Below are 25,217 nucleotides of genomic sequence, written 5' to 3'. Positions count from 1 at the left end.
TCCCTTAATTTTTATTTTTATCTTATTTATTTCTCAAAAATTCATCAATTGATTTTGCTGCATTTTTACCTGCGCCCATGGCAAGGATTACTGTGGCAGAACCTGTAACTGCATCGCCGCCGGCAAAGATTTCTTGGCGAGATGTTTGTGATTCTTCATTTACGATTATGCCGCCCCATTTTTCTATTTCAAGATTCTTTGTAGTAGAAGAAATTAGTGGATTTGGATTTGTTCCAAGAGCCATGATAACTGTTTGGAAGTCTTCTTCGTATTCGCTACCTGCTATTGGCACTGGTCTTCTTCTTCCTGATGAATCAGGTTCTCCCAGTTCATTCCTTATGCACTTAAGGGACTTAACCCAACCTTCATCGTCGCCAAGGATTTCCACTGGGTTAGTTAGCATTTCAAACTTGATGCCTTCTTCTTTTGCGTGGTGAACTTCTTCAGCTCTTGCTGGCAGTTCCTTTTCAGTTCTTCTATAGACAATGGAAACATCGGCGCCAAGTCTCTTGGCAACTCTTGCAGCATCCATAGCCACATTACCGCCACCAACTACGGCAACTTTTGCGCCAACATTTACTGGTGTGTCGTATTCCTCGTCAAAGGACCTCATTAAATTATTTCTTGTCAAAAATTCATTGGCAGAGTAAACTCCATTTAAGTTTTCTCCAGGTATGTTCATAAATTTAGGAAGACCTGCGCCAGAGCCTATAAAGACTGCTTGGTAGCCTTCTTTTATTATGTCGTCAATGGTCATAGTTCTGCCAATAACAAAGTTGTTTTCGATTTTTACGCCGAGATTTTTAATGTTTTCTACTTCGTATTCCACAACTTCGTCGGGAAGTCTAAATTCTGGTATGCCGTAAATTAAAACTCCGCCAGATTGTTGAAGGGCTTCAAAAATTGTCACATCGTAGCCCATTTTTGCAAGTTCACCTGCACAAGTAAGTCCTGCAGGACCTGCACCCACAACGGCAACTTTTTTATTTACTTTTCTTATTTCGCCAACTTCTTTTATTTGGTGGCGTCTTGCATAATCTGCTGTAAATCTTTCAAGCTTTCCTATAGAAACAGAGTCGCCACGATTTGCAAGGACGCATCTCTCTTCGCATTGTGTTTCTTGTGGACAAACTCTTCCGCAAACTGCAGGTAGAGATGTGTAAAGGGAAAGAACCTTGTAGGCTTGTTTGAAGTTTCCGCTGGCAATTTCCTTTATAAAGCCAGGTATGTCAATGGAGACAGGGCAGCCGCCAACGCAGCCAGGCTTTTTGCAGTTAAGACATCTGCTTGCTTCTTCTACAGCTTCTTCTGCTGTGTAGCCAAGGCAAACTTCCTTAAAGTTTTTGTTTCTCTCATCAGGAGCTTGCTCAGCAATTGGCACGCGCTTAAATCTATCTTCAGCTTTCTTTATTACAAGGTCATCTTTTTCTTGATCTTGAAGACCTTCTGCCAAGTGATCAGACACTGCAAGATCCATTGTGCAGTGGTGGTCGGCTATTGCATAAGTCTTTTTATTGTCAATGTATTGTCTTTGCCTTTTCATTGCAGAATCAAAGTCAACTAAGTGGCCGTCAAATTCTGGTCCATCAACGCAGGCAAATTTAGTTTTGCCGCCAATGCTTACACGACAAGCTCCACACATGCCAGTTCCATCAACCATTATTGGGTTAAGGGAAACTGTAGTTGGAAGATTGTATTTTTTTGTAGTTAAACAAACAAACTTCATCATAATCATAGGTCCAATGGAAACCACATGATCGTACTTTTTATTTTCATTTTCAATTAAGTCCACGATTTTATCAGTAACTAGGCCCTTAAAACCGTAAGAACCATCATCTGTTGCTATGTATAAATTGTCGCAGACAGATTTTAATTCATCTTCCAGGATTACAAATTCTTTGGACTTTGCTCCAATGATAATGTCGCAGTGAAGTCCATGGTCCTTAAAAAATTTTGCTTGAGGATAAACTGGTGCAGTTCCAACGCCGCCAGCAACGAATAGGTATTTTTTGTCCTTTAAAGATTCAAGGTCCATTTCACAAAAATCAGATGCGTGACCAAGAGGTCCAACAAAATCTTTAAAGCTTTCTCCCTCTTCAAAAGCTGCAATTTTTTTAGTGGATTCTCCAGAAGCTTGGACAACTATTTGCACGCTGCCTCTTTCTACATTGTAATCAGAAATTGTGAGAGGAATTCTCTCAGAATATTTGTCTGCTATTAAAATAATAAATTGACCTGGCTTTGCAGAAGCTGCAATTTTAGGTGCATATATGTCAAATAAATAAATATTTGGCGCAAGTTCTTTTTTTCTTAAAATTTTTGGCAAAATAATCACACTCCAAGGATATTATAGCATAAGGGCAAATTCAGAGGGAGAGAAATTTAAAATGCTGGGATAATTTATTTAAAAGCCTACTTTTTCCCAGTAAAAGAGAAAAAATATTTACTAAAGTAAAATTTTAAAGTATATTATATCTAAGGTGATTGAAATGAGAAAATTTTCAAAAGAAATAAAAAAAGTCGTGATAAAAGTTGGTTCTTCATCTATTACTCACGACAATGGAAAAATAAATTTACAAAAAATCGACGAGCTTTGCTTTGAAATTGCAAACTTAAAAAACAGGGGCATGGAAGTAATTTTAGTTTCTTCTGGTGCCATAGCAGCAGGTCGTGCAAAATTAAATTTAGAACAAAGACCAAAGGAGACTTCAGAAAAACAAGCGGCAGCAGCCGTTGGTCAAGTTGCCCTTACAAATATTTACGACAGGTCACTTATTTCCTATGGCTACAACTCTGCCCAAATACTTCTCACAAGGCAAATTGAAAAAGATGACGAGATGAGAGAAAATGCCAAGAACACCTTTGAAAAGCTCTTGGGCATGAACGCCATTCCAATAATAAATGAAAACGACACAATTTCCACTTACGAAATAAAATTTGGCGATAACGACACACTTTCTGCAGTGATTGCCAGAATGGTGGAGGCAGATCTTTTAATAATGCTGACAGATATTGAGGGCCTTTACACTGACGACCCTAGGAAAAATAAGGACGCCAAGATAATACACCAGGTTGACGACATAAATAGTGTGGAAGGCATGGCAAAGGAAACTGAGTCCAAGGTCGGCACAGGTGGCATGCAGACGAAGATCAAGGCTGCTAAGCTTGCCATAGAAAAAAACATTGAAGTTGTAATCGCCTCTGGCGAAAGCATGAAGACAATTAGAGATATAGTTAAAGGAGAAGAAATTGGAACCTATTTTAAGTGTTAAAGAACTTGGGAAAATTGCAAAGGAAGCTTCCTACAAGTTAAAAAAATTAAATACAGCTGAAAAAAATAAGATGCTTGCCTCCATTAAGGAGTCGCTCTTATCTGAAAGAAAAAAGATTTTAGAGGCAAATGAAATTGACATAAAAAAGGGCAGAGAAAATAATATGCCTGAAGGCTTAATCGATAGACTTCTTTTAAATGAGGGAAGAATTGAAGCCATGGCAAAGTCCATTGATGAGGTCATAGACTTTAAGGACCCAGTGGGCAGGGTTTTGTCCATGGAAGAAAATTATGCAGGACTTTTAATAGGAAAGAAAACTGTTCCCATGGGAGTCATTGCCATAATTTATGAGTCAAGGCCAAATGTAACTCTTGATGCTGCAATCTTGTCCCTAAAGGCATCTTCTGCCATAATTCTTCGCGGCGGCAAGGAATCAATAAATTCAAACATTGCCATAGCAGATGCCATTAGGCTGGGCATAAAAAATGCTGGCTACGACGAAAATTTTGTGCAAATTGTTAAGGACACATCGAGAGAATCTTCAAAAGAACTTATGCAACTTAAGGGCTATGTTGACCTCTTACTTCCAAGGGGTTCAGCATCACTTATTAATTCTGTTGTGGAAAATGCCAAGGTGCCTGTAATTGAAACTGGAGTGGGCAATTGTCACATCTATGTTGACCAAGATGCGGACATAGAAAATGCCATAAAGATTATTGAAAATGCCAAGACTCAAAGAATTGGCGTCTGCAATGCCATGGAATCTCTTGTGGTAAATGAAAATCTAGAAGACAAGTTTTATGACTTGTTAAATGAAGTGGTGGAAAAATATAAGATTAAAGTTCACGCTGACGAAAAATCTCTTCCTAAATTTAAAAAGGCAGTGCCTGCCACAGAAGATGACTTTGGTCGCGAATATCTTGACTACGAATTTTCTGTCAAGACTGTAAAAGATGTTGATCAGGCAATAGACCACATCACAAGATATTCTACGGGGCACTCTGAAGCAATCCTAACAAAATCCTATGAGAGAGCCATGAAATTTTTAGAGGGCGTCGACTCAGCCTGCGTCTATGTAAATGCCTCCACGAGATTTACAGACGGGGGAGAATTTGGCAAGGGAGCAGAGCTTGGCATCTCAACGCAAAAGCTTCACGCAAGGGGACCTGTGGGCTTAGATGAACTTGTAAGCTACAAGTATATAATTTTTGGTCACGGCGAATTTAGGAAATAAAATTTTAATAGAAATAAATTAAATATTAATTGAAAGCATAATAGAGTAGATCTTTTCTCATCTACTCTATTTTTTTATGGGATGAAAAAAATTTTGCCATGGCTCACAAAAACATGAAGAATTTTATTAATTTTAAGCCAATAAAAATTTATTTAAGAAAAATTTACAAACTTTCACCATTCTTTCACACTCTGTAAAATAATTTACAGGAAATTTACAATAGCCATCTTTCAAATTTACAAAGGCTTTTTATAATAGCCTTGAAATTAAAAATTATATTTGAAAGGAAGATTATAATGGAAATTAAAAAAATTGGTAAAGTTGGAATGATTCTTGCCTTAGCAGCATCTCTTGTTGCTTGTGGAGGAAACAAGAAGGAAGAGGCAGCAGCAAATGCTCCAAAAGAAAATGCAAAACAAGAAGAAAAGGGATCTAACGCAGCTGATCTTGGAACTATTAATGTTATTTCAAGAGAACAAGGGTCAGGTACAAGATCTGCCTTCACTGAACTTACTGGCGTTCTTACAAAAGACGGCGACAAAGAAGTCGACAACACTTATGCTGAAGCAGCAGTTCAATCTTCTACTGATGCAGTTCTTACAACTGTTGAAAATGACAAGGCATCTATTGGTTATATCTCTCTAGGATCTTTAAACGAAACTGTTAAGGCAGTAAAAGTTGAAGGCGTTGAAGCTACTCCTGAAAACATCAAATCTGGCGACTACAAACTTGCAAGACCATTTAATGTAGCTTACAAGGCTGATGTAGATGCAAAGGCAAAAGATTTAATCACATTCATCATGTCTGACGAAGGACAAAAGATTTGTGAAGAAGAAGGTTATGTTGGAGATGCAACTGGTGCAGCTTACGAAGCAACTGACAATGATGCACACATCACAATTGCTGGTTCAACTTCAGTTTCTCCTCTAATGGAAAAACTTGCTGAAGCTTACAAGGCTAAAAACCCTAAGGTTCAAATCGACATTCAATCTAACGGTTCTTCTGCTGGTATGACTGCAGCTATGGAAGGAACAGCACAGCTTGGTATGGCATCAAGAGAACTTAAAGACGAAGAAAAGAAAGCTCTTGAATTTACAGTAATCGCAAGAGATGGTATCGCAGTAATCGTAAATAATGAAAATGGCTGCGAAGACTTAACAATGGATCAATTAAAACAAATCTTCACTGGCCAATTAACTGACTGGGCTGAAGCTAGCAAATAATAGTAAATAAATAGGTATAGGAATGAATAAAATGGAAGATACTAATAAAAAAGTACTCCATAAAGAAAACCAAAGAAAAGCATTTACTAAGGAAGAAGTATTTAAATATTTCTTCCTAATTTGCTCTATACTGTCAATCTTCTTTTTGTTGTTGATATGTATATTTATCTTCAAAGACTCCTTTGGTTTTATTGGTAAAATTGGAGTAAAAAACTTTGTCCTTAACGACGCTTGGACACCTATGAATGTGCCAGCCTCTTATGGGATCCTACCAATGATAATTGGCTCTGTCTTAATCACTGCTATGTCATGTATTGCAGCAGTGCCAGTTTCAATAATGGTAGCTTGTTATTTGGCCTTTGATTGTCCAAAAAAGATTTATAAAATTTTAAAACCTGCCCTAAATCTTATGACAGGCATACCTTCAATTGTATATGGTTTCTTTGCCCTTACAGTAATCGTGCCCATTAACAGATCACTTTTTGGAGGCACAGGTATGAATATGTTATCTGCATCAATATTACTTCTTATAATGGTTTTGCCAACAATAATTTCTATGGCAGAAGCATCTCTTAGAACTGTTCCTAAGTCTTTTTACCAAGGCTCACTTTCTCTTGGTGCAACTCATGATGAAACAATTACAAGAGTAATGGTACCGGCCGCAAAATCTGGTATTTTTGCTGGAATAATTTTAGGAGTCGGTCGTGCAATTGGTGAAACAATGGCAGTAATATTAGTAGCAGGAAATCAAACGAGATTAACTTTTAATCCTTTAAAGGGAATTAGAACTATGACTACAAATATAGTAATGGAAATGGCTTATGCAGCTGGCGAACACAGACAAGCTCTTATAGCAACTGCAGCAGTCCTATTTATTTTCATTCTTCTAATCAATATTGGATTTTTTATAGTAAAGAGTAGGAGCGAAAACAATGGTTAAATATATCACAATAGGCGTATTATTATTTTTTGTCGCTCTAGTATTGGGACTTCACTTTATAAAGGGACTATCCTTTTATAGAATTACAACAAGACTTTTTTCAGCCATGACCTTTGCAGTCCTTGTATTTATTGTTGCCTTTGTTGTTTTTAAGGGAGCCTTATCCTTTAGACCAGATATGCTTTCCCTACACTACACAACAGAAAATGTGTCCATGGGACCTGCAATAATTACAACTCTTCTTACAGTTGTCCTTGCAATTTTATTTGCATCACCAATAGGGATCTTCACAGCCATATTCTTAGTTGAATACACAGACCTTGAAAACAAACTTGTAAAGGCAATAAGGCTTGCAACAGAAACCCTTGCCGGCATTCCATCTATTGTCTATGGACTATTTGGTATGTTATTCTTTGGCTTAAAACTAAAAATGGGCTTCTCAGTAATATCTGGTGTTTTAACTGTATCCATTATGATTCTTCCAATTATAATGAGGGCAACAGAAGAAGCCCTAAAGTCAGTTCACCCATCAATAAGACAAGGTTCCTTTGCCCTGGGAGCAGGCAAGCTTAGAACAATTTTTAAGGTTGTACTTCCAGTTGCCATTCCAGGAATTTTATCTGGAATAATTTTATCAGTTGGTCGTGTAGTTGGCGAGACTGCTGCTTTAATGTACACTTTGGGAACAGCAACATCCCTTCCAGCATCACTAAAATCATCATCAAGGACCCTAGCCCTACACATGTATGTACTATCATCTGAAGGTAAACATGTGGGCGAAGCCTATGCAACAGGCATGGTGCTTTTGATACTTGTCCTCTTGATCAACTGGTCATCAACTAAACTTGCAGACAAACTTAAGGAGGTAGAATAATGCAATCTAAGATGAATGTCAAAGATCTCGACTTATACTATGGAGATTTTAAGGCACTTCACAATATTAATTTAGACATTAGGGAAAATGAAATTCTTTCTTTTATTGGACCTTCTGGTTGTGGTAAGTCAACTTTACTAAAATGTTTAAATAGAATGAACGACCTAGTAGTAGGTTGTAGAATAGAGGGAGAAATAACCCTTGATGGCGAAGATATTTACGCCAAGAATTATGATGTAAATAAACTTAGAAAAAGAGTGGGAATGGTATTTCAACAACCTAACCCCTTTCCAATGAGCATCTACGAAAATATAGCCTATGGTCCAAAGACTCACGGCATAAAAAATAAAACAGACCTAGATGAAATTGTTGAGTCCTCACTTAAGCAAGCTGCCATTTGGGACGAAGTAAAAGACGATTTAAAAAAGTCTGCCCTTTCAATATCAGGTGGGCAACAACAAAGACTTTGCATAGCAAGAGCCATAGCAGTAAATCCTGAAGTAATTTTAATGGACGAACCTACATCTGCTCTTGACCCAATTTCTACAGGAAAGATTGAAGACCTTGCACAAGAATTAAAGGAACAATACACAATAGTAATGGTTACCCACAATATGCAACAAGCTTCAAGAATTTCTGACAAGACTGCCTTCTTCCTTCACGGAGTTATTGTTGAATATGGAAACACTATTGACATATTTACAAACCCAAGGGAAGAAAAGACAGAATTATATGTAACAGGAAGGTTCGGCTAATGAGAAAGAAATTTGACGAAGAATTAAGACACTTAAACAACTTACTTTTAGAGATGGCTATGCTAAATGAAAGTGCAATAAAAAAGGCTATCTCCCTATTAGATGAAAAAGACGAAAAAATTGCTGAAGAAGTTTCAAATTATGAAGAGAGGACAGATGTCTACGAAGGCATTATCCAAAAGCAATGCTTAAAAATTTTTGTAGAGCAACAACCAGCAGCAGGAGATTTAAGAAGAGTGTCCTCTGCACTTAAAATGATCACTGACATGGAAAGAATTGGCGACAACGCAAGAGACATAGCAGACATTTGCATGATATTACCTGATGACTACGACACTTCTAGATTTCCTCTCATAAAACAAATGGCAGAAGCCACAACTGCTCTCTTAAACAAGTCAATTGACTCCTTTGTAAATTTAGACATGGACTCTGCAGAAAAAATTGAAGACGATGATGATGTCATAGATAATTATTTTGTGATGATAAGAGACCAATTAATTGATATAATTAAATCAGATTTTGATCCTGCAGCTGCCATAGATTTTATAATGATTGCAAAATATTTGGAGAGAATTGCAGATCACGCTGTTAATATTGCGAAGTGGGTAATGTTTTCTATAGAAGGATGATTTAATGCTAATTTATGTAGTAGAAGATGACACATCGATTTTAAAATTAATTGAATATTCACTGAGGAGCAAGGGCTACCAGGTCCATTGCTTTGAAAATGGCAAGGACTTTTTTGATAAGCTAAGCGAAAAAAACCAGACATTGTCCTCCTTGACATAATGCTTCCAGACATTGATGGAACAGAAATTTTGACTAAGCTAAAGGAAAAGGAAGACACAAAAAATATTTGGGTCATGATGATTACAGCCAAGACTTCTGAGTACGATATAATCTCTGCCCTAGATGGCGGCGCCGACGATTATATCAAAAAACCCTTCTCTGTAATGGAACTTTTGTCAAGAGTTGGTGCCATAGCAAGGCGTGCAAGCACAAGTGAAAAGGACAGAAATATTTTAGAGTTTGGCGGCATTGTCATGAACAACTTAAAGAGAGTTGTAACAATTGATGGAGAAGAAGTGGACTTTACCTTTAAAGAATATGAGCTTCTAAAATATTTAATTTTAAATAAGGAGATAGTCATCTCTCGTGAAAAACTCCTAACTTACATTTGGGGTTACGATTATGAAGGCGAAACAAGAACTGTGGACATGCACATAAAACTTCTTCGCGACAAATTAAAGGACAAGAGAAATTATATAAAGACAATAAGAGGCGTGGGCTATATGCTTTCTACGAAAGATTGATATGAAAAGAAGATTTTTTAGATACCTCATGGGCATATCCCTTCTCACACTTTTTCTTTCTACTATTGCCTCCATGTTCATCTATTACTCTGTCTATGTGGACAGATCCAACAAAGACCTTTCAAATATAGTCATCGCTATGGGCGAAACTTTAAACAAAATAGATGATGACGAAAATTATTTAGATGATGTGGCAAGAAAGAAGAGGGACTTTAGGATTACTCTCATAAAAGAAGATGGCGATGTAGTTTACGATTCATCTCAAGATGCAAAGTTTCTCCCAACTCACAAGGACAGACCTGAAGTTATAAAGGCACAAAAAAATGGCTTTGCAAAAATTGAAAGATATTCCAACACCCTATCCAAGGACCTTTACTATGTAAGCTTAAGGCTTGAGGACGGAAACATACTTAGGGTTTCAAGGGAGATGGACAACCTCCTTGGCGCCTTCAGAAAAGTTCTTCCCATAGACATTTTAATGTCTCTACTTGTCTTTGCCATAGCCACAGTAGTTTCAAGAAGACTTACTAAAAAAACTTTTGAACCTTTAAATAATTTAAATGAAGATTTGCTTACTATTGACACAGATATGTTTCCAGAGATCAGTCCCTTTATCAACAAGATAAATAAGCAAAACAAGACCATAAAGGACAATTATAGAGAGATCAGTAGAGAAAGGGATACCATTGAGACAATTTTGAAAAATATGAAAGAGTCACTAATAATAATTGATGAAAATAAAAATTTGCTCTCTGTAAATAACTCTGCAAGGGAACTTTTAACTCCAAGAGAGATCTAATTGGAGAAAATATTTTAAACTTAATAAGAGACGAAGACCTTTTAAAGCTAATTGACGACGCCCTCATGGGTTCTTCTGTGGAATCCATTACAAATATTGGGGACAGAGAGTTTAAATTTTATGTCAATCCAGTTTTCGAGGACAAAAAAGTCAGAGGCGTAGTAATATTATTCATCGACGAGACAGAAGAAATAAGAGCCTTGAGACTTCGTGAAGAATTTTCTTCCAATGTAAGCCACGAATTAAAGACACCTCTTACATCAATTTGTGGTTTTTCAGAACTTCTTGTAAATGGAATGGTTGACGATGACAACAAGGAAGAATTTTATAAACTTATTTATGATGATTCCAAGAGGCTCTTAAACCTCATCGAAGACATCATGAAAATATCTGGTCTTGAAAGTGAAGAGGCCTTCTCTCGTGAAGAAATAAAATTAAATGAATTAATAAGGGACATTTTAAGGGCACAGAGAAATCTAATTGACGAAAAAAATATTGCTGTCAGCCTAGAAGGCGATGGACTTGTATATGAAAATAAGACTATGATGTGGGAGCTCTTTGCCAACATTATAAATAACGGCTTAAAATACAACAAGGACGGCGGCAAGCTAGACATAAAAATTTCTGAAGATGAAAAAAATTATGAAGTTTCAATTGTTGACACAGGCATAGGCATTCCATCAAAGGACTTGGCAAGGATTTTCGAAAGATTTTATAGGGTAGACAAGTCAAGGTCAAGAAAAATTGGCGGCACAGGCCTTGGACTCTCCATAGTTAAGCATGTTCTTCAGTCCATTGATGGCAAGCTTGAAATTTCATCAAAGCTTGGCATGGGAACGAGCTTCAAAATAATTTTGAGAAAAGACAGAAGAGAAAAAAATTAAAAATATAAAGTAAAAATGTAAAATAAAAAGACAAAAGAGAAAGGTAAAATATAATTAAAAATAATTTGCTCTTGCATTTTAATAACTCCTTAAAGACTGGCTCCTTGAGTCAGTTTTTTTCTGTAAATTTTTAAAAAAATTACGATTTTGATAAATAATATTATTAATTATTTATTTTAGTAAATGATAATATTAATTTAAAAATAGGAGGTTATGAAATGAAGAAAAAATTAATTAATTTAGGATTAGGTTTTGTAGCAGGAGCTTTAGGTGGAAAAATTCTTTCATCACAAGCTGCAAAAAAACTTGCTGTAACTACAGTCGCTGAAGGTCTTAAAATTAAAGAAGGCTTAGACAAGGGCATGGAAAATATAAAAGTTTCCACTGAAGATATTGTGGCTGAAGCCAAGGTAAAAAAAGCTGAAGACGAGAGAAAAGAAGCTGAAAGAAAGGCTCAACTAGACCTTGAAAAAGTTGCAGAAGAAAGCCAAAATCTTTCAGAAGAAGTAGAAGTTGAAGTAGAAGTAAAAGTAGAAGACTAATATGAAAGCAAGTATTGCCAGTAGAACTCTGGGCAGGAGCCGCTTTTTATATAGGGATAAGCTTAGAGACTGCCATGTAAATAAATTAAAATACAAAATTGAAGAAATACCTGGCGTGAAGTCTTGCAAGATTTCTCCTCTTGCAAATTCAATTGTAGTAAATTATGAAGAGAGATCCTTGCCTAGGATTGCAAGGTTTATTTTAGACTTTGACTTAGAAGAACTAAGAGATTTTGAAATTGAAGATGTAGACTTTGTTCCCCAAGGGGAGAGAGAGCTCTTTCACATTTTTCGTGACGCAATCTATAGGAGGCTTTTCTTCGCCCATATTTTGCCTCTGCCTCTTAGACCCATTGGCGTCGTAATAAAGTCCCTTCCATATATTAAGGCTGGACTAAAAAGTCTTAGGGATAGAAAATTAAAGGTTGAAGTCTTAGATGCAGCGGCAATTGGAATTTCTATCTTAGATGGAGAATTTGGCGATGCAGGTAATATTATCTTCCTACTTGGACTTGGCGAAGAGTTGGAAGATTACACCCTAAAAAAATCTAAGGAAGACCTGGCACAATCCCTTAGACTTAATATTGACCAAGTTTTTGTTCTTGAGGGCGACAAGAAGTATCTAAAAAAATTAGAAGACCTTGAACTTGGTGAAGTCGTAGAAGTGAACATGGGCTCAACAATACCTGTTGACGGCGAAATTCTTAAGGGCTATGGCATGGTAAATGAAGCCTCCCTTACTGGCGAGTCCCTCCCTGTGAAAAAAACTGAAGGCAGGACTGTCTTTGCAGGCACAGTTTTAGAAGAGGGAGCCATCCTAGTTAAGACTACAAAAAAATACGACGACTCCAGAATAAATCACATAATTGAATTAATTGGCGAGAGTGAAAAAAATAAATCACTTGCAGAGAAAAAGGCAGAGTCCATAGCCGACTCCATAGTTAAATATTCCTTCTTGGGAGCAGGTATAACTTATCTATTGACAAGAGATTTCATCAAGGCAAAATCCTTTTTGATGGTGGATTTTTCCTGCGCACTTAAACTTACAATGCCAATTGCAACTATGAAGGCAATCTCTTCTGCCTCAGAAAGGAAAATTCTCGTAAAGGGCGGAAGGTATTTGGAAAAACTTGCCCAAGCAGATTCAATTATTTTCGACAAGACGGGGACTCTCACAAAGTCAGAGCCAAGAGTTGAAAAAGTTATAGCCTTCTATGACAATGAAGAAGACGAATGCTTGAGGATTGCAGCTTGTCTGGAAGAGCACTTCCCACATTCAATAGCCAATGCTGTTGTAAAGGCTGCCCATGACAAGAACCTCAACCACGAAGAAATGCACTCAAAGCCAGAATACATTGTTGCCCATGGCATAAAATCAAAAATTGGCGATAAAGTTGCCCTAATTGGTTCAGCCCACTTCATCTTAGAAGATGAGAATATAAAAATTGACCAGGACCAAAAAAATAAGATTGACAAATTAAAGGAAGATTATTCACTTTTATATCTTGCCTTTGACGAAAAATTAATCGCAGTACTTTGCATTGACGACCCACTTCGTGAAGACGCAAAATACACAATTGACTCCTTGAGAGAGCTTGGTTTCAGGAAAATTTCCATGCTAACTGGCGACGCAGAAAATTCTGCAAGGGCTGTGGCAGAAAAACTTGACCTAGACTATTATAAGTCACAAGTTTTGCCTGAAGACAAAAAAGAATATGTGGACAGGGAAAAGGCAGAGGGCAGGACAGTTGTCATGATTGGCGACGGAATCAACGACTCCATTGCGCTTTCATCAGCAGATGTGGGCATTTCCATGCACGAAGGCGCCGACATTGCCAAGGAAATTGCAGACATATCAATAAAGTCCGACTCCCTAAAGGAACTTATTGATGTGATAAAAATTGCAAAAGAATTGGATAAGAGGATTCATAAAAACTACAGACACATAATTTCCTTTAACAGTGCCCTTATTGCCCTTGGAGTAACAGGACATCTCACAAATACAAATTCAGCCTTCCTCCACAACGCATCTACAGTTGCCATTGCAGGAAGAAATATGAGAGACTATAGAGTATAAAATTAAAAAAAAATAAATAACAAAATAAAGTCCTAGGGGCTTTATTTTTTTACAAATATTTATTTAAATTTACAGAATAAAGCAATTTGCAAATATTCATTTTTAAAATGTTGTATAATAATCTTTACAAGAGTTATAAAGCAGAAACTTTTTGAGGAGTAAAAAAATTTTCAGTGATAGATTATGAAGAAGATACTAATAATTGAAGATGACAAAAATTTAAATAAAGGGCTTTCTATAGCTCTTCATAAAGATTTTGAGGTTTTCTCTGTTAGCACTGTTAGTGAAGCTAAAAGCTTTATTGATAAAGCTGACTTAATTTTACTTGATATGAATTTGCCAGATGGAGATGGACTTGAAATAATAAAATATACCAGACAAAATTCTGCAATTCCCATTATAGTTTTATCAGCCATAGATTTAGAATCATATATCATTTCAGCCATAAATTTAGGGGCAGACGACTATTTAACTAAACCTTTTTCTCTAGGAATCTTAGAAGCAAAGATAAAAAGAGCTTTTGAAAAAATAGTGTCTAGTGATTTAAATCTTTATAATAAAGATGGTCTAGACTTTAATTTCAATGAAAATACTTTCTTTTTGGATAATAAAAATATAGATCTCACAAGGACAGAGACAAAAATTTTATACTACCTGATAAAAAACAAGTCTCAAGTTATTACTAAGGAATTACTATTTGATTTTGTTTGGGGAGTAGATGATGAATTTATTGATCAAAATACATTGAGCGTCAATATTTCTAGAATAAGAAATAAATTAAAACCTTATGACCCAATAGAAACAGTTTTTGGAGTTGGATATAAATGGAATTTTTAATAAGTCTTTTAGCTCTTATAATTGGAATTATTTTATATAAATATATTGTCTTGAGAAATGAAATGCGTGAACTCTCAGCCTATATTGATAAGGCTTTGGATGGAAATTTAGAAATTACAGAATTTGATGAAAAGGAATTATCTAAAATAAAATCAAAGCTCATAAAGTTTTTGTATGCCAGCCAAGTAAAAGAAGCGAAAATAAATACAGAAAAAAGTAAAACAAAAGATTTAATAGCAGATATATCACACCAAACCAAGACACCCATTACCAACCTTTCTTTATACATCAGTCTATTAGAAGATAATCCGAAAGATGAGTATCTTGAAATTATAAAGTATGAACTTAATAAACTAGAATTTTTAATTCAAAACCTAGTAAAATCTTCTAGGCTCGAATCCGATATTATTTCCTTACAAAAACATCAAGCAAATTTAAAAGATCTAGTAGAAGATGTTTTGAGAGAATTTAAAGTAATATTAGATGAAAAATGTATTAGAATAAATTTAAAAGACCAAGACTTAATTTTCAATTTGGACGAAAGATGGCTTAAAGAAGCTATTCACAATCTAGTAGATAATGCTATAAAATACTCGCCAAAGGGTTCTACAATTAATATTTCAGTTTATAAATCTTACCTAAACTATAATCTAGCCATAGAAAACGAGTGCAAAGATTTATCAGAAGATACTTTGCCAAAGATATTTGAAAGATTTTATAGAGGAAAAAATTCAGTTTCAAAGGACGGTTTGGGTTTAGGTCTTTTTATAGCCAGAGAAATTATAGAAAAGCATGGCGGAAATATAAGAGCGTCTTTGGATAATAACAGAATAAAATTTTCAGTAGACTTCCCCTTGTGAGAAGTCTTTTTTCTTACAAAACTGTAAGAAGTCTTGTAAGTACTTTGTAAGATATGAATGTTATATTAAATGTAAAGAGGTGATAGAAATGTTAAAAGTAGAAAATTTAAAAAGATATTATAAATCAAATGACGTGGAAGTAAGAGCTCTTGACGGAGTATCTTTCGATGTGGAAAAAGGAGAATTTATTTCTATAATAGGAGCATCTGGATCTGGTAAATCAACCCTATTACATTTACTAGGAGGACTTGATTATCCTACAAGCGGAAAAGTTTTAATTGATGATACCGACATTTATGCTTTAAAAGATGATGAGAGAACCATTTTTAGGAGAAGAAATATTGGTTTTGTCTTTCAAGCATATAATCTTTTACCCATGCTAAATGTATATGAGAATATAATTATTCCCTTTGGTCTTGATGGGGACAAAGTAGATAAAAAATATGTTGATTATGTAATAGATATACTTGAAATAAGTGATCAAAAATATAAAATGCCTAATGAATTATCTGGTGGACAGCAACAAAGGGTTGCCATAGCAAGAGCCTTGGTTACCAAACCATCTTTAATTCTAGCTGACGAACCTACAGGAAATTTAGATTCAAAATCTTCTTCCCAAGTTGTTTACTTACTAAAAAAGATTAATAAAGAGCTTGGAAATACTATTCTTATGATTACTCACGATGATGCCGTCGCTCAAGCTGCAGAAAAAACTCTAAGGATAGAAGATGGAAGACTGGTGGGAAATAATGAAAGTCAAAAATAAAGCTTATATAAGGCACCTTGCAAAAAATATTTTAAATGCAAATAAAAGCAGGAGAAATATTCTCTTATTAGCCATTGCTTTGACTTCTATACTATTTACAAGTCTGTTTTCTGTAGCCTTAGGTTTAGGAAAAAGCATGGAAACCCAAACAATGAAAACTATTGGAACAATCAGCCACGGATCTTTTAAAGAACTTTCTGACGAAGATGTAGAAATATTAACTCACGATAAGGATATAAAGGATTTTTCAGTAAGAGAGAAAGTTGGAATTCTTGACGATGAAAAAATAAGTGCAGAACTATCTTATATGGATAGGAAAGGATTTGAATGGTCTCTAATAGAAAAAGTTAAAGGGAAATTTCCTGAAAAAGAAAACGACGTATTTATAGATTTAGCAACTGCTAAAAAATTAGGTTATAAGGGTGAAATTGGAGAAGAGATAGAAATTCCATACAGTATTGAAAAACCTTACACAGGAGAGATTATTGAAAAGAAAAGTGATAAATTTATTATATCTGGAACTTTTCAAAATCCAATTGACTCCAATGTTGGTGTAGGACAAATTTACTTATCAAAAGCTTATGTAGATAAATTATTACTTCCAGAAAATAATAATGACGTGGAAGTAATGCTAAAGAATTCCTTTATGATAAGGAATAAGCTTTTAAAAATTGCAGAGAGAAATGGTTATAAAGTTGTAGAGGACCCTGGAAATTTATCTGATAAAGAAATAAGAATTGGTGTTAACTTTGCTTATATTTTTTCTGGTGATTCTAGTTTTGATTTTAAAACATTTCTACCCTTCTTATCTTTTTTGATTTTGGTAATAGTCGCAGGATACTTGATAATAAACAATATTTTTAAAATATCCGTAAATGAGGATATTAAGCTTCTGGGACTTTTAAAAACAATTGGGATGACAAAGCCACAAATCAAAAAACTTGTTCATCATGAGTCTTTAGCAGTTGCACTTCCAACAATAATAGTTGGAGATATAGTAGGGATTTCTATTGGAAAAGTTATTTTAAATAAAATATTTGCAAATAATGAGATGTTAACGGATGTAAAATTATCACTCATGGTAATAATCTTAATTATCTTATTTTCGACAGCCTTTACTTTGCTTACAGTATTTCTATCGGTGATGAGACCTGCAAGATATGCAGCAAAAGTTTCTCCAATAGATGCCAGCAAATACAATGAAACCACGATAAAAAAGAAATATAAAAGCGAGAATATTTCTCTAGGCAAGCTTGCTAGAAGACAAGTATTTTCCAATAAATTTAGATTTATATCGATAGTTCTTTCTATTAGCCTATCTGCAGTTATTTTAAATAGCGTTTTAACTTATACCGGCAATATTGATTTAGAAAAGGGAATTTCTGATGTAATCGTAACGGACTATAATATAGCAAGCCCAAAATATTTTAGATATATGTATTTAGGTAGTGAGTATGGAATTGACAAAAAGTTTATTGATGAAATAGAAAATCATAAGGGTTATAAAAGTGGAGGAGCTTTATACTCCTCTGGTTATGAGCACACTTATCCAGAAATTAAAATAGAAGACAAAAAAGTTGCGCCACTTCTGTTTGGGATGGATGAATTTCTAATAAATAAACAAAAATGCATAGACGGAGAGTTCGATAAAGAAAAATGGCAAACAGGAAATTATATTATCATAGGAGAATATGGAGACAAAAAATCCGCATTTAAAACGGGTGATAAAATCAAAATAAATGTAAAAAATAAGGCCAAAGAAGTCCAAGTGATGGGCAAGATTGAATATAATTTTTCAAATGGTCTTAGATATTTCCCTGTAATTAAGGAAGATATAAACGACGAATCTAGTCCTACTTTAGGTTTGGAATATATTTATATGAATCCGAATGAGTATAAAGAGCTTACAGGAGATCAAAGTATAATGTCCTATGGATTTGATGTGGCGGATAGGGAAAAGGAAAATTTTGATAAGTTATTAAAAACTTTTGAAAATGAGCCAGACTTTTCCTACGATTCAAGGGATCTTCAGATCAAATCTACAATGGAATTCAAAAACCTAATAGAATTTGCTGGCTACAGTCTATCTATAGTATTATTCTTAATATCTGTACTGAATTTTATAAATGTTATTGCTACTGAAATTTTGAGAAATATGGTTAACTTATCAATCCTTGAAGCAATTGGAATGACAAAGAAAAATATTAAAAAATATTTGGTGAAAAAGAATTTGATCTATTCTTTATGTGGCTTAGTATTTTCTTTTATCATTATGCTTCTTGTAGATAAATATATCTTGATAGGTTTTATGGAACAAACTAAGTGGACTTCCTATAAATTTGTAATCATGCCACTTATACTTGTAAACTTTGTAAATATAATTATTGGGATATTATTTACAGGTAGATTCTATGAAAAGCACAGTCAAAAGAGTCTAGTAGATAGGATTAGAAGTTTAGAATAATATCTTCCGAAAACAAAAAATAAAGGCTTGAGCTTTTAAACTCATAGCCTTTATCTAGCTTTAGGGAAAATTTAAAATAAATTAATTTTTTAATCTAATTTTCTTCTGTCAAAATTTTTAATATTTCTGAATAAATATTTTCTGCATTCTTTTTAAAGTTTGCAGAAATTTTTTTTGCCATGATTTCATCAGATGTTTCGATTTTTAAGTCCAAGACAGCTATTTCGTCGTCCTTTATTTTTAGGTGGGCGAAGTTTATACCATCTTCTTCAAGTGCTTCTCCTGAAACTGAATTTTTAAGGAGAAGTTCGTGGCGATATAAATCTATTTTCTCATCTAAAAATTTTATATTTTCTTCTGGTATTTGCTCATAAAAAATATCTAGGGTCTTTTCTCCATCCTCTGATAGATAATATTTTTTGTCGCCGTCAAAGAGGACAAGCCCCGTCGACTCCAAGTCATTTAAATATTGTTTGAAGTAAAAGTAGTTAAAGAGCTCTATGTCTAAGACAAAATAGGAGAGGTCATTTTCCTTTAGTTTGTGGTTAAACTTATCTATGATGTAGAGGATCAATAATTTATTTAATGCAAGTTCAAAGGAACTTTTTTCCATAGTATCACCTTCTCTTAAATTATACCAAAGCTGGGCTTCTAATAGCAATTAAAGATGAATTTTTGCCATTTTTTGATATAATGTAGGTGGAGGAATTATGGAAAGACAAATTTTATTTTCTCGTCAAGAGATAAAGGAAAAGGTAGAAAGTCTGGGCAAAAGAATTACAGAAGACTTTGACGATAATTTCGTAGTCATTTCTCTTTTGAGAGGAAGCTTTATTTTTGCGGCAGACTTAGTTAGAGAGATTGATAAATTAGTTGAGATAGATTTTCTCACAACTTCATCCTATGGACACAGTGAGTCTTCCAGTGGAGAGGTGAGATTTTTGACGGACCTACGCACAAATATAGAGGGCAGAGATGTCCTTGTTGTAGACGACATTTTAGACACAGGAAACACTCTTTATGCAGTGAAGGAAAAACTTTTAAGCTACAAGCCAAAGTCCCTAAAGACTTGCGTCTTACTTGACAAGCCTTCAAGGAGAGAGGCAGATGTAGCTGCTGACTATGTTGGCTTTGAAATTGATGATATTTTTATTGTTGGTTACGGTTTAAATTATGGCGACCACTACAGGAATGTGCCTTACATCTACACTTATAAGGAAAAAAATGAAAAGATATAAAAAGAAAAATTTAAATGTCATGAGCGTCAACTCCTTGACTCTTGTGCTTGCAATTATTTTTTTGACCTTTGGTTTTAATATTCAAGAGAAATACAGTTTTTGGGGAACTTTTATTACGGAAATTTTTATTATTTTAATCCCGGCAATTCTCATTTCTTCAACGGGAAATATTAAAGAAGTTTTAAAAATTAAAAAAATTTCTGGTGAGAGCATTTTAAAGACAATCATCCTTGTGATTTTGTCTTACCCAGTGATTTTACTTTTAAATGGAATATTTTTGTCCCTTCTTTCAAATTTTATTGAATACAAAAATTTTCCTATGGAGTTAATGCTGCAAAATGTTCCAATTTTTAATTATTTAATATTTATGTGCCTAGTGCCGGCTATTTGCGAAGAAGTTTTCTTCAGGGGAACTCTCACTAACGCCTATAATGTCTATGGAGAGAGGTTTGCCATAGTGGTATCTGCCCTTGTCTTCGCTCTATTTCACTTTGACATACAAAATTTTATCGCCCCCTTCTTGTTGGGACTTTTGTTTTCAAGTTTAATAGAAGTTACGGGCTCAATAATCCCAGCCATAGTGGCGCACTTTGTCAACAATGTCATTGCAGTTTTGACGGCAAGGTATGTCAATGAAAGGCTCTTTGAATTTTTGCGCAAGACAAAACTTTCTCGCGAAATTGGGTCTCTTGAGCTTTCAATTATTATTTTACTTATTGTAGTTTCAATTTTTTCTGTGATTTTAATTAGACTAATCCTTAAAAGTTTGAAGAAGGAAAATCAAGAGGACGTGGAAATAAAAATTAGGTACAGAGATGTGGAAGGCATTGACTTATTTAACTTCGTGCCTATAATTGCCCTTGTGATTTTGTATTTCATCTATCACTACATTGTTTTTTAGGAGGTAGGATATGGATAAGATAAGAGAAGCAGCTGATTTAATTTTAAGGTCAAAAAAAGTTTTTGCCCTAACTGGCGCAGGAATTTCTACAGATTCAGGCATACCTGACTTTAGATCTTCCTCTGGCTATTATTCCAAGATGGACCCCATGCTTGCCCTTTCCAAGGATAGACTAATAAATCATCCGGAAATTTTTTATAAGGAAGGCTATAAAATTCTTGAGGACTTAAACGACCAAGAGCCCAATGATGGACATAAGGCATTGGCAAAAATGGAAGAGGAAGGATTTCTTGCAGGAATTATTACGCAAAACATCGACAACCTTCATGCCAAGGCTGGCTCAAAAAATATTTACGAAGTCCATGGGGAAACTCGTGGCACTCACTGCATGAAATGTGGCAGGGAATATCCCTTCGCCCTTATGCGTGAAAAAGTTGAAAGGGGAGAAATCCCACCTAAGTGCGACCATTGCGGCGGCACAATTCGTCCAAATGTTGTAATGTTTGGCGACATGATGCCTGACGACTTCGACAGGGGAGCAAGAGAGCTTAATGACACAGACACTCTAATAGTTGTTGGCTCATCACTTACAGTTTCTCCAGTAAACTTTTTGCCAAACTATGTGGACCACTTAATCATAATAAATAATGACCCTACGCCAATGGATAGGCGTGCAGATGTAGTTATACATGAAAATTCTTCAGTTGTTCTTCAAGAAATTTTAAAGGAGCTTGAAGAAAGATCATGATGTACGGAGATTTCGCATATTTTTACGACAAGCTCATGTACAATCTTGACTACGAGAAAATTTATAAATTTATAAGGGACCTTCTAGGGAAAAAGTCTCTAGAGCCTAAATTAATTTTAGAAATGGCTTGTGGCACAGGTGGACTGACAGAAAAGTTGGCAAGGTACTACAAGCTTCACGCCTTTGACTTGTCCGACGACATGTTAAGCGTCTGCCAAAATAAAATAAGAAGTAGAAATTTAAGGTTATTCAAGCAAAATATGGCGGGATTTTTTGCGCCCTCAACTTATGATGCAATAATTTCTGTAGGCGACAGCCTAAATTACCTGACAGATGTCAAGGACTTTGAGGCTGCAATAAAATCTGCTTACGCTCACTTAAAGGAAGATGGAATTTTTATTTTTGACCTCAATACAGAATACAAATTTAAAAATATTCCCCCAGTGACAGTGGACGAAGTGGATGATGTCTTATATATTTGGGAAAATATCTACGATGAAGAAGAAAAATTAAACACCTATGGAGTTAATTTTTTTAGAAATATAAAGGACAATGACTACAGGAGATTTTACGAGGAACATTTAGAGAGGGCATATGATTTAAGCTTCGTGAAAAATTTGTTGGAAAAAATTGGATTTAAGGACCTAGAAGTTTACGACGACTACGACTTTAAAGAGGCGAGGGAGGAAACTTCAAGATACACTTTTGTCGCTAGAAAATAAAATATTAATAACGAAAAAAACACCTAGGAGACTAGGTGCTTTTATCTTTTATAAAGTTTTAATCCTATCATATCCTATCATTAGGATAAGAAATTGCTAATATCAAGGGTTACACCTTTTGCAAGGTACATAGCCGGCATTAATTGCTTCTTCTCTGCTGCTAAATACAACTCTGTTGTGAGGTGCAATTTTTTTTGTGGAGCCACAGCTTCCCAAGTGTAATTTTTTCTTGCTAGAGTTCCCAACATATTGTGCTGTTGTTGGAATGTCATAAGTGTTAAAATTACTTCCATTTCCAGTATTATTGCTTACTAAGGTATTTGGCTTTGTAGCTGTTGGAAGATTTTCAGCTTCTTTTTTAGGTTCAAGATTTTTTTGTACAGGATCTTTAACGGGTGGGGCAAAATTATATCCACTGCCAATAACTACAGTTCTATTGGCATTGTCCCAGTTGACTTCTTTGTTGAACAACTCTGCAATAACTCTGATTGGCACAAAAGTCCTGTCGCTTACTATTTTTGGCGCAGCATCCATTGGAATTTGTGAGTCGCTTTTTTCGTAATATTTTTCGCCTATTAGGAAAATATAATTTTCTTCGCCATTAGAAATTGTAACTTCTTTAGTTTCCCCATTCCAATCAACACTAAGTCCTAAATTTTCAGAAATAACTCTCAAAGGCACGAGAGTTCTGCTCTCTTCAATAAAGGGTGCGGCGTCTGATTCCACATAATTTCCATCAATCCACAACTTAATTTCACCTTGTGCAAAGGCATGAAGTGGAATTAGCGCAAATAATAAGATGAAAGTTAAAAATAATTTCTCAAATTTCTTATTCAATTTTATTCCTCCTAATTATTTTTGGCGAATAAATCGCCGTATTTATTAAATTTAATTATATAGAAAAAATTTTTTAAAAGCAATAAATCTCAGAGAAAGAGAAATCAATTAATTTATAAAGGCTCTATTAGAGTTTTTCTCAAACAACTGTTATAATAGTAAACGGTGATGATATGGGATATATTTTAAGAGCAATAGATGAAAGTGAAACTATAAAAATTTCTGCTGCCATTACAACTGATGTTGTGGAAGAGGCGGCGAAAATTCATAAATTATCAAAGACTACCAGTGCTGCCCTAGGCAGAGTTTTAACTGCGGCTGCAATTATTGGCTCATGGCAAAAAAATGAAAAGGACTCCATAACTCTTTCAATTAACGGCAATGGACCTGCTGGAAAAATTGTTGCAACTTGCAAAAATGACGGCTATGTAAAGGGTTATGTTACAAATCCTGGGGCTGACCTTCCAACTAGGGAAGCCGACGGAAAAATTGATGTGGCTGGAATTGTTGGCGAAGGAAACTTAACTCTTGTCATGGATACGGGCATGAAAAAGTCCTACACAGGCACAGTTAATCTAACTACTGGAGAGATTGCAGAAGATCTTGCAGTATATTTTCTTCAATCAGATCAAGTTCCATCAGCTGTTGGACTTGGAGTTCTCGTTGATGTTGACTATTCAATAAAGGCTGCTGGTGGTTTTATTATTCAGCTCATGCCCGATGCCACTGAAGAGCAAATTTCTAAGCTAGAAGAAAATTTAAAGGGCCTTCCAAGTGTAACTTCAATTCTAGATGAGTATCACGACGCGGAAAAATTAATTGAAATCCTCATGAAGGACATTGATTTTAAAATTCTTGAAAAGAGAGAGATCACTTACAAGTGCAACTGCTCTCGCGAAAAAGTTGAAGATGCAATTGTATCTGTTGGTCCCAGGGAAATTGAAGAAATTTTAAGAGAAGACAAAAAGGCTGAAGTGTCCTGCTACTTCTGCGACAAGGTCTACAACTTTGACGAAAGTGACCTCGAGAGAATGGTAAAGAAGGCAGAGGACATAAATAAAAATAGAGAAATTGTTATTCATGATAATTTTTAAGTAAAAATTTGCAAAATAAAAGATAGGCGAGGGAGTGTCTTTTTTTATGGTATAAATACCTGGAAATTAGTTCCTGGGTGAACAAATAAACTAAATGATAAAATTTTTATAGCTACTTTTCAATTGGACACGGTTGTCCTGTGAGACTTCCCACAAAAGGACTGAAATTTCTCTCACGGTGACTGGTGATTCCCGCAACGTGTCCTTAAATATTTTTTAAACTCGCAGTAATCTATAGATGCAAATGAGGTGAACTATGGATCAACAAAAAATCGGAAATTTTTTAAGACAACTTAGAAAAGAAAGAAACTTAACTCAAGAACAGTTTGCCGAAATTTTCGGAGTGACCGGCAGAACTATTTCCAGATGGGAAACGGGGACCAACATGCCGGACTTGTCACTCCTTGTGGAAATAGGCAAGGAATTTGATTTGAGTATGGACGAAATTCTTGACGGCGAAAGGCGGGAAGCGGAAATGAAAGACATTCACGGAGATGAAAGGCGGGAAATTGAAATGGATGAAAAGGAAGCAAAGACAATGGAAAAAGTAGCGGAATACACTGACAAAAATCAAAAAAAGAGAGACATAAGATCGGGAATATTATTTATTACGGCGGCGGTTCTAAATATTTTGGCAGGAATAATGTCCGAAAGAGACTTTATATTTATAAACGAAGGTGTCCACGATTTTTTGAGAGGAACCTTTCAAGGGTTCGGCGTCGGAATTTTGATTACCGCAGGATTAATCTCTTTAGGGGTATTTAAAAGTGTAAAGAAAGAACTTCTTATAAGACAAATGAAGAGCAAATAAAAAGATAGGTGAGGGCCTATCTTTTT

Annotated in this window: 24 protein-coding genes and 1 pseudogene; 22 read left to right on the top strand and 3 right to left on the bottom strand. The window is 35.0% G+C overall.

The features are described from left to right. Positions 1-22: 22 nt before the first annotated feature. Positions 23-2,326: a bifunctional dihydroorotate dehydrogenase B NAD binding subunit/NADPH-dependent glutamate synthase gene (locus tag HMPREF2801_RS03390; protein WP_070610552.1), complete on the bottom strand. Its 2,304-nt coding sequence runs from the start codon at positions 2,324-2,326 to the stop codon at positions 23-25. Positions 2,327-2,489: 163 nt separating this feature from the next. Between HMPREF2801_RS03390 and proB the strand changes: the two genes are divergently transcribed. The 16 genes and pseudogenes from proB (at position 2,490) to HMPREF2801_RS03315 (ending at position 18,840) form a co-directional block, all read left to right on the top strand. After that, positions 2,490-3,272, top strand: coding sequence for a glutamate 5-kinase (proB, locus tag HMPREF2801_RS03385; RefSeq protein ID WP_070610551.1), 783 nt, complete (start codon positions 2,490-2,492; stop codon positions 3,270-3,272). Continuing rightward, positions 3,250-4,506, top strand: coding sequence for a glutamate-5-semialdehyde dehydrogenase (locus HMPREF2801_RS03380; protein WP_070610550.1), 1,257 nt, complete (start codon positions 3,250-3,252; stop codon positions 4,504-4,506). The genes proB and HMPREF2801_RS03380 overlap by 23 nt, the downstream gene beginning before the upstream one ends. A 296-nt stretch (positions 4,507-4,802) precedes the next feature. Next, positions 4,803-5,729, top strand: a complete 927-nt coding sequence (locus HMPREF2801_RS03375; protein ID WP_070610549.1) for a substrate-binding domain-containing protein — start codon at positions 4,803-4,805, stop codon at positions 5,727-5,729. A gap of 22 nt (positions 5,730-5,751) precedes the next feature. Beyond that, positions 5,752-6,669, top strand: coding sequence for a phosphate ABC transporter permease subunit PstC (gene pstC, locus HMPREF2801_RS03370; RefSeq protein WP_371327446.1), 918 nt, complete (start codon positions 5,752-5,754; stop codon positions 6,667-6,669). After that, positions 6,662-7,543 (top strand): phosphate ABC transporter permease PstA, encoded by an 882-nt coding sequence (gene pstA / locus HMPREF2801_RS03365; protein ID WP_070610547.1) that lies wholly within the window; start codon positions 6,662-6,664, stop codon positions 7,541-7,543. Before pstC ends, pstA begins: the two co-directional genes overlap by 8 nt. Beyond that, entirely contained in the window at positions 7,543-8,298 is a 756-nt protein-coding gene (gene pstB, locus HMPREF2801_RS03360; protein WP_070610546.1) for a phosphate ABC transporter ATP-binding protein PstB, read from the top strand. The genes pstA and pstB overlap by 1 nt, the downstream gene beginning before the upstream one ends. Then, complete coding sequence (phoU, locus tag HMPREF2801_RS03355; RefSeq protein WP_070610545.1) at positions 8,298-8,927, top strand: phosphate signaling complex protein PhoU; 630 nt, start codon at positions 8,298-8,300, stop codon at positions 8,925-8,927. Before pstB ends, phoU begins: the two co-directional genes overlap by 1 nt. Positions 8,928-8,931: 4 nt before the next feature. After that, positions 8,932-9,611, top strand: a pseudogene (locus HMPREF2801_RS03350) (response regulator transcription factor). Position 9,612: 1 nt separating this feature from the next. Beyond that, positions 9,613-10,410 (top strand): hypothetical protein, encoded by a 798-nt coding sequence (locus tag HMPREF2801_RS09445; RefSeq protein ID WP_246829966.1) that lies wholly within the window; start codon positions 9,613-9,615, stop codon positions 10,408-10,410. 77 nt (positions 10,411-10,487) lie between these two features. Next, positions 10,488-11,294, top strand: a complete 807-nt coding sequence (locus HMPREF2801_RS09440) for a sensor histidine kinase (protein ID WP_246829965.1) — start codon at positions 10,488-10,490, stop codon at positions 11,292-11,294. 218 nt (positions 11,295-11,512) lie between these two features. Beyond that, positions 11,513-11,836, top strand: a complete 324-nt coding sequence (locus tag HMPREF2801_RS03340; protein WP_070610544.1) for a DUF6110 family protein — start codon at positions 11,513-11,515, stop codon at positions 11,834-11,836. Position 11,837: 1 nt separating this feature from the next. After that, complete coding sequence (locus HMPREF2801_RS03335; protein ID WP_070610543.1) at positions 11,838-13,913, top strand: heavy metal translocating P-type ATPase; 2,076 nt, start codon at positions 11,838-11,840, stop codon at positions 13,911-13,913. 183 nt (positions 13,914-14,096) lie between these two features. Then, positions 14,097-14,750 (top strand): response regulator transcription factor, encoded by a 654-nt coding sequence (locus tag HMPREF2801_RS03330; RefSeq protein WP_070610542.1) that lies wholly within the window; start codon positions 14,097-14,099, stop codon positions 14,748-14,750. Further along, positions 14,738-15,610, top strand: coding sequence for a sensor histidine kinase (locus tag HMPREF2801_RS03325; RefSeq protein ID WP_070610541.1), 873 nt, complete (start codon positions 14,738-14,740; stop codon positions 15,608-15,610). Before HMPREF2801_RS03330 ends, HMPREF2801_RS03325 begins: the two co-directional genes overlap by 13 nt. 88 nt (positions 15,611-15,698) lie before the next feature. Next, positions 15,699-16,376 (top strand): ABC transporter ATP-binding protein, encoded by a 678-nt coding sequence (locus HMPREF2801_RS03320; RefSeq protein ID WP_070610540.1) that lies wholly within the window; start codon positions 15,699-15,701, stop codon positions 16,374-16,376. Then, a complete protein-coding gene (locus tag HMPREF2801_RS03315; protein ID WP_070610539.1) occupies positions 16,339-18,840 on the top strand; it encodes an ABC transporter permease in 2,502 nt (833 codons plus the stop codon). Before HMPREF2801_RS03320 ends, HMPREF2801_RS03315 begins: the two co-directional genes overlap by 38 nt. A gap of 94 nt (positions 18,841-18,934) precedes the next feature. Here HMPREF2801_RS03315 and HMPREF2801_RS03310 read toward each other — a convergent pair whose 3' ends face one another. Then, positions 18,935-19,453: a DUF4364 family protein gene (locus HMPREF2801_RS03310; protein WP_070610538.1), complete on the bottom strand. Its 519-nt coding sequence runs from the start codon at positions 19,451-19,453 to the stop codon at positions 18,935-18,937. A gap of 97 nt (positions 19,454-19,550) precedes the next feature. On the opposite strand from HMPREF2801_RS03310, the gene hpt reads away from it, so the two are divergent. From hpt to HMPREF2801_RS03290, 4 genes are read left to right on the top strand one after another with little or no spacing between them, the layout of a single operon-like run. Continuing rightward, a complete protein-coding gene (gene hpt, locus HMPREF2801_RS03305; RefSeq protein ID WP_070610537.1) occupies positions 19,551-20,078 on the top strand; it encodes a hypoxanthine phosphoribosyltransferase in 528 nt (175 codons plus the stop codon). Beyond that, on the top strand, positions 20,065-20,979 hold the full coding sequence (locus tag HMPREF2801_RS03300) for a type II CAAX endopeptidase family protein (RefSeq protein ID WP_083303704.1): 915 nt from the start codon (positions 20,065-20,067) through the stop codon (positions 20,977-20,979). Before hpt ends, HMPREF2801_RS03300 begins: the two co-directional genes overlap by 14 nt. Before the next feature lie 10 nt (positions 20,980-20,989). Then, positions 20,990-21,727, top strand: a complete 738-nt coding sequence (locus HMPREF2801_RS03295; protein WP_070610536.1) for an SIR2 family NAD-dependent protein deacylase — start codon at positions 20,990-20,992, stop codon at positions 21,725-21,727. Then, a complete protein-coding gene (locus HMPREF2801_RS03290) occupies positions 21,724-22,449 on the top strand; it encodes a class I SAM-dependent DNA methyltransferase (RefSeq protein WP_070610535.1) in 726 nt (241 codons plus the stop codon). Before HMPREF2801_RS03295 ends, HMPREF2801_RS03290 begins: the two co-directional genes overlap by 4 nt. A 102-nt stretch (positions 22,450-22,551) precedes the next feature. On the opposite strand, the gene HMPREF2801_RS09395 is transcribed toward HMPREF2801_RS03290, so the two are convergent. Next, the gene (locus HMPREF2801_RS09395) at positions 22,552-23,286 is read right to left on the bottom strand and encodes a stalk domain-containing protein (RefSeq protein WP_070610534.1); all 735 of its coding nucleotides are present in this window, start codon (positions 23,284-23,286) and stop codon (positions 22,552-22,554) included. 173 nt (positions 23,287-23,459) lie between these two features. On the opposite strand from HMPREF2801_RS09395, the gene hslO reads away from it, so the two are divergent. Continuing rightward, on the top strand, positions 23,460-24,380 hold the full coding sequence (gene hslO / locus HMPREF2801_RS03280; protein ID WP_070610533.1) for an Hsp33 family molecular chaperone HslO: 921 nt from the start codon (positions 23,460-23,462) through the stop codon (positions 24,378-24,380). A 256-nt stretch (positions 24,381-24,636) separates the two neighbouring features. Further along, entirely contained in the window at positions 24,637-25,191 is a 555-nt protein-coding gene (locus HMPREF2801_RS03275; RefSeq protein WP_070610532.1) for a helix-turn-helix domain-containing protein, read from the top strand. Positions 25,192-25,217: the final 26 nt, after the last annotated feature.

The sequence above is a fragment of the Peptoniphilus sp. HMSC062D09 genome, from assembly GCF_001811425.1.
Lineage (GTDB): Bacteria > Bacillota > Clostridia > Tissierellales > Peptoniphilaceae > Peptoniphilus_A.
Note: the sequence above shows the minus strand (reverse complement) of the source record. Positions and strands in the feature narration are given on the sequence as shown.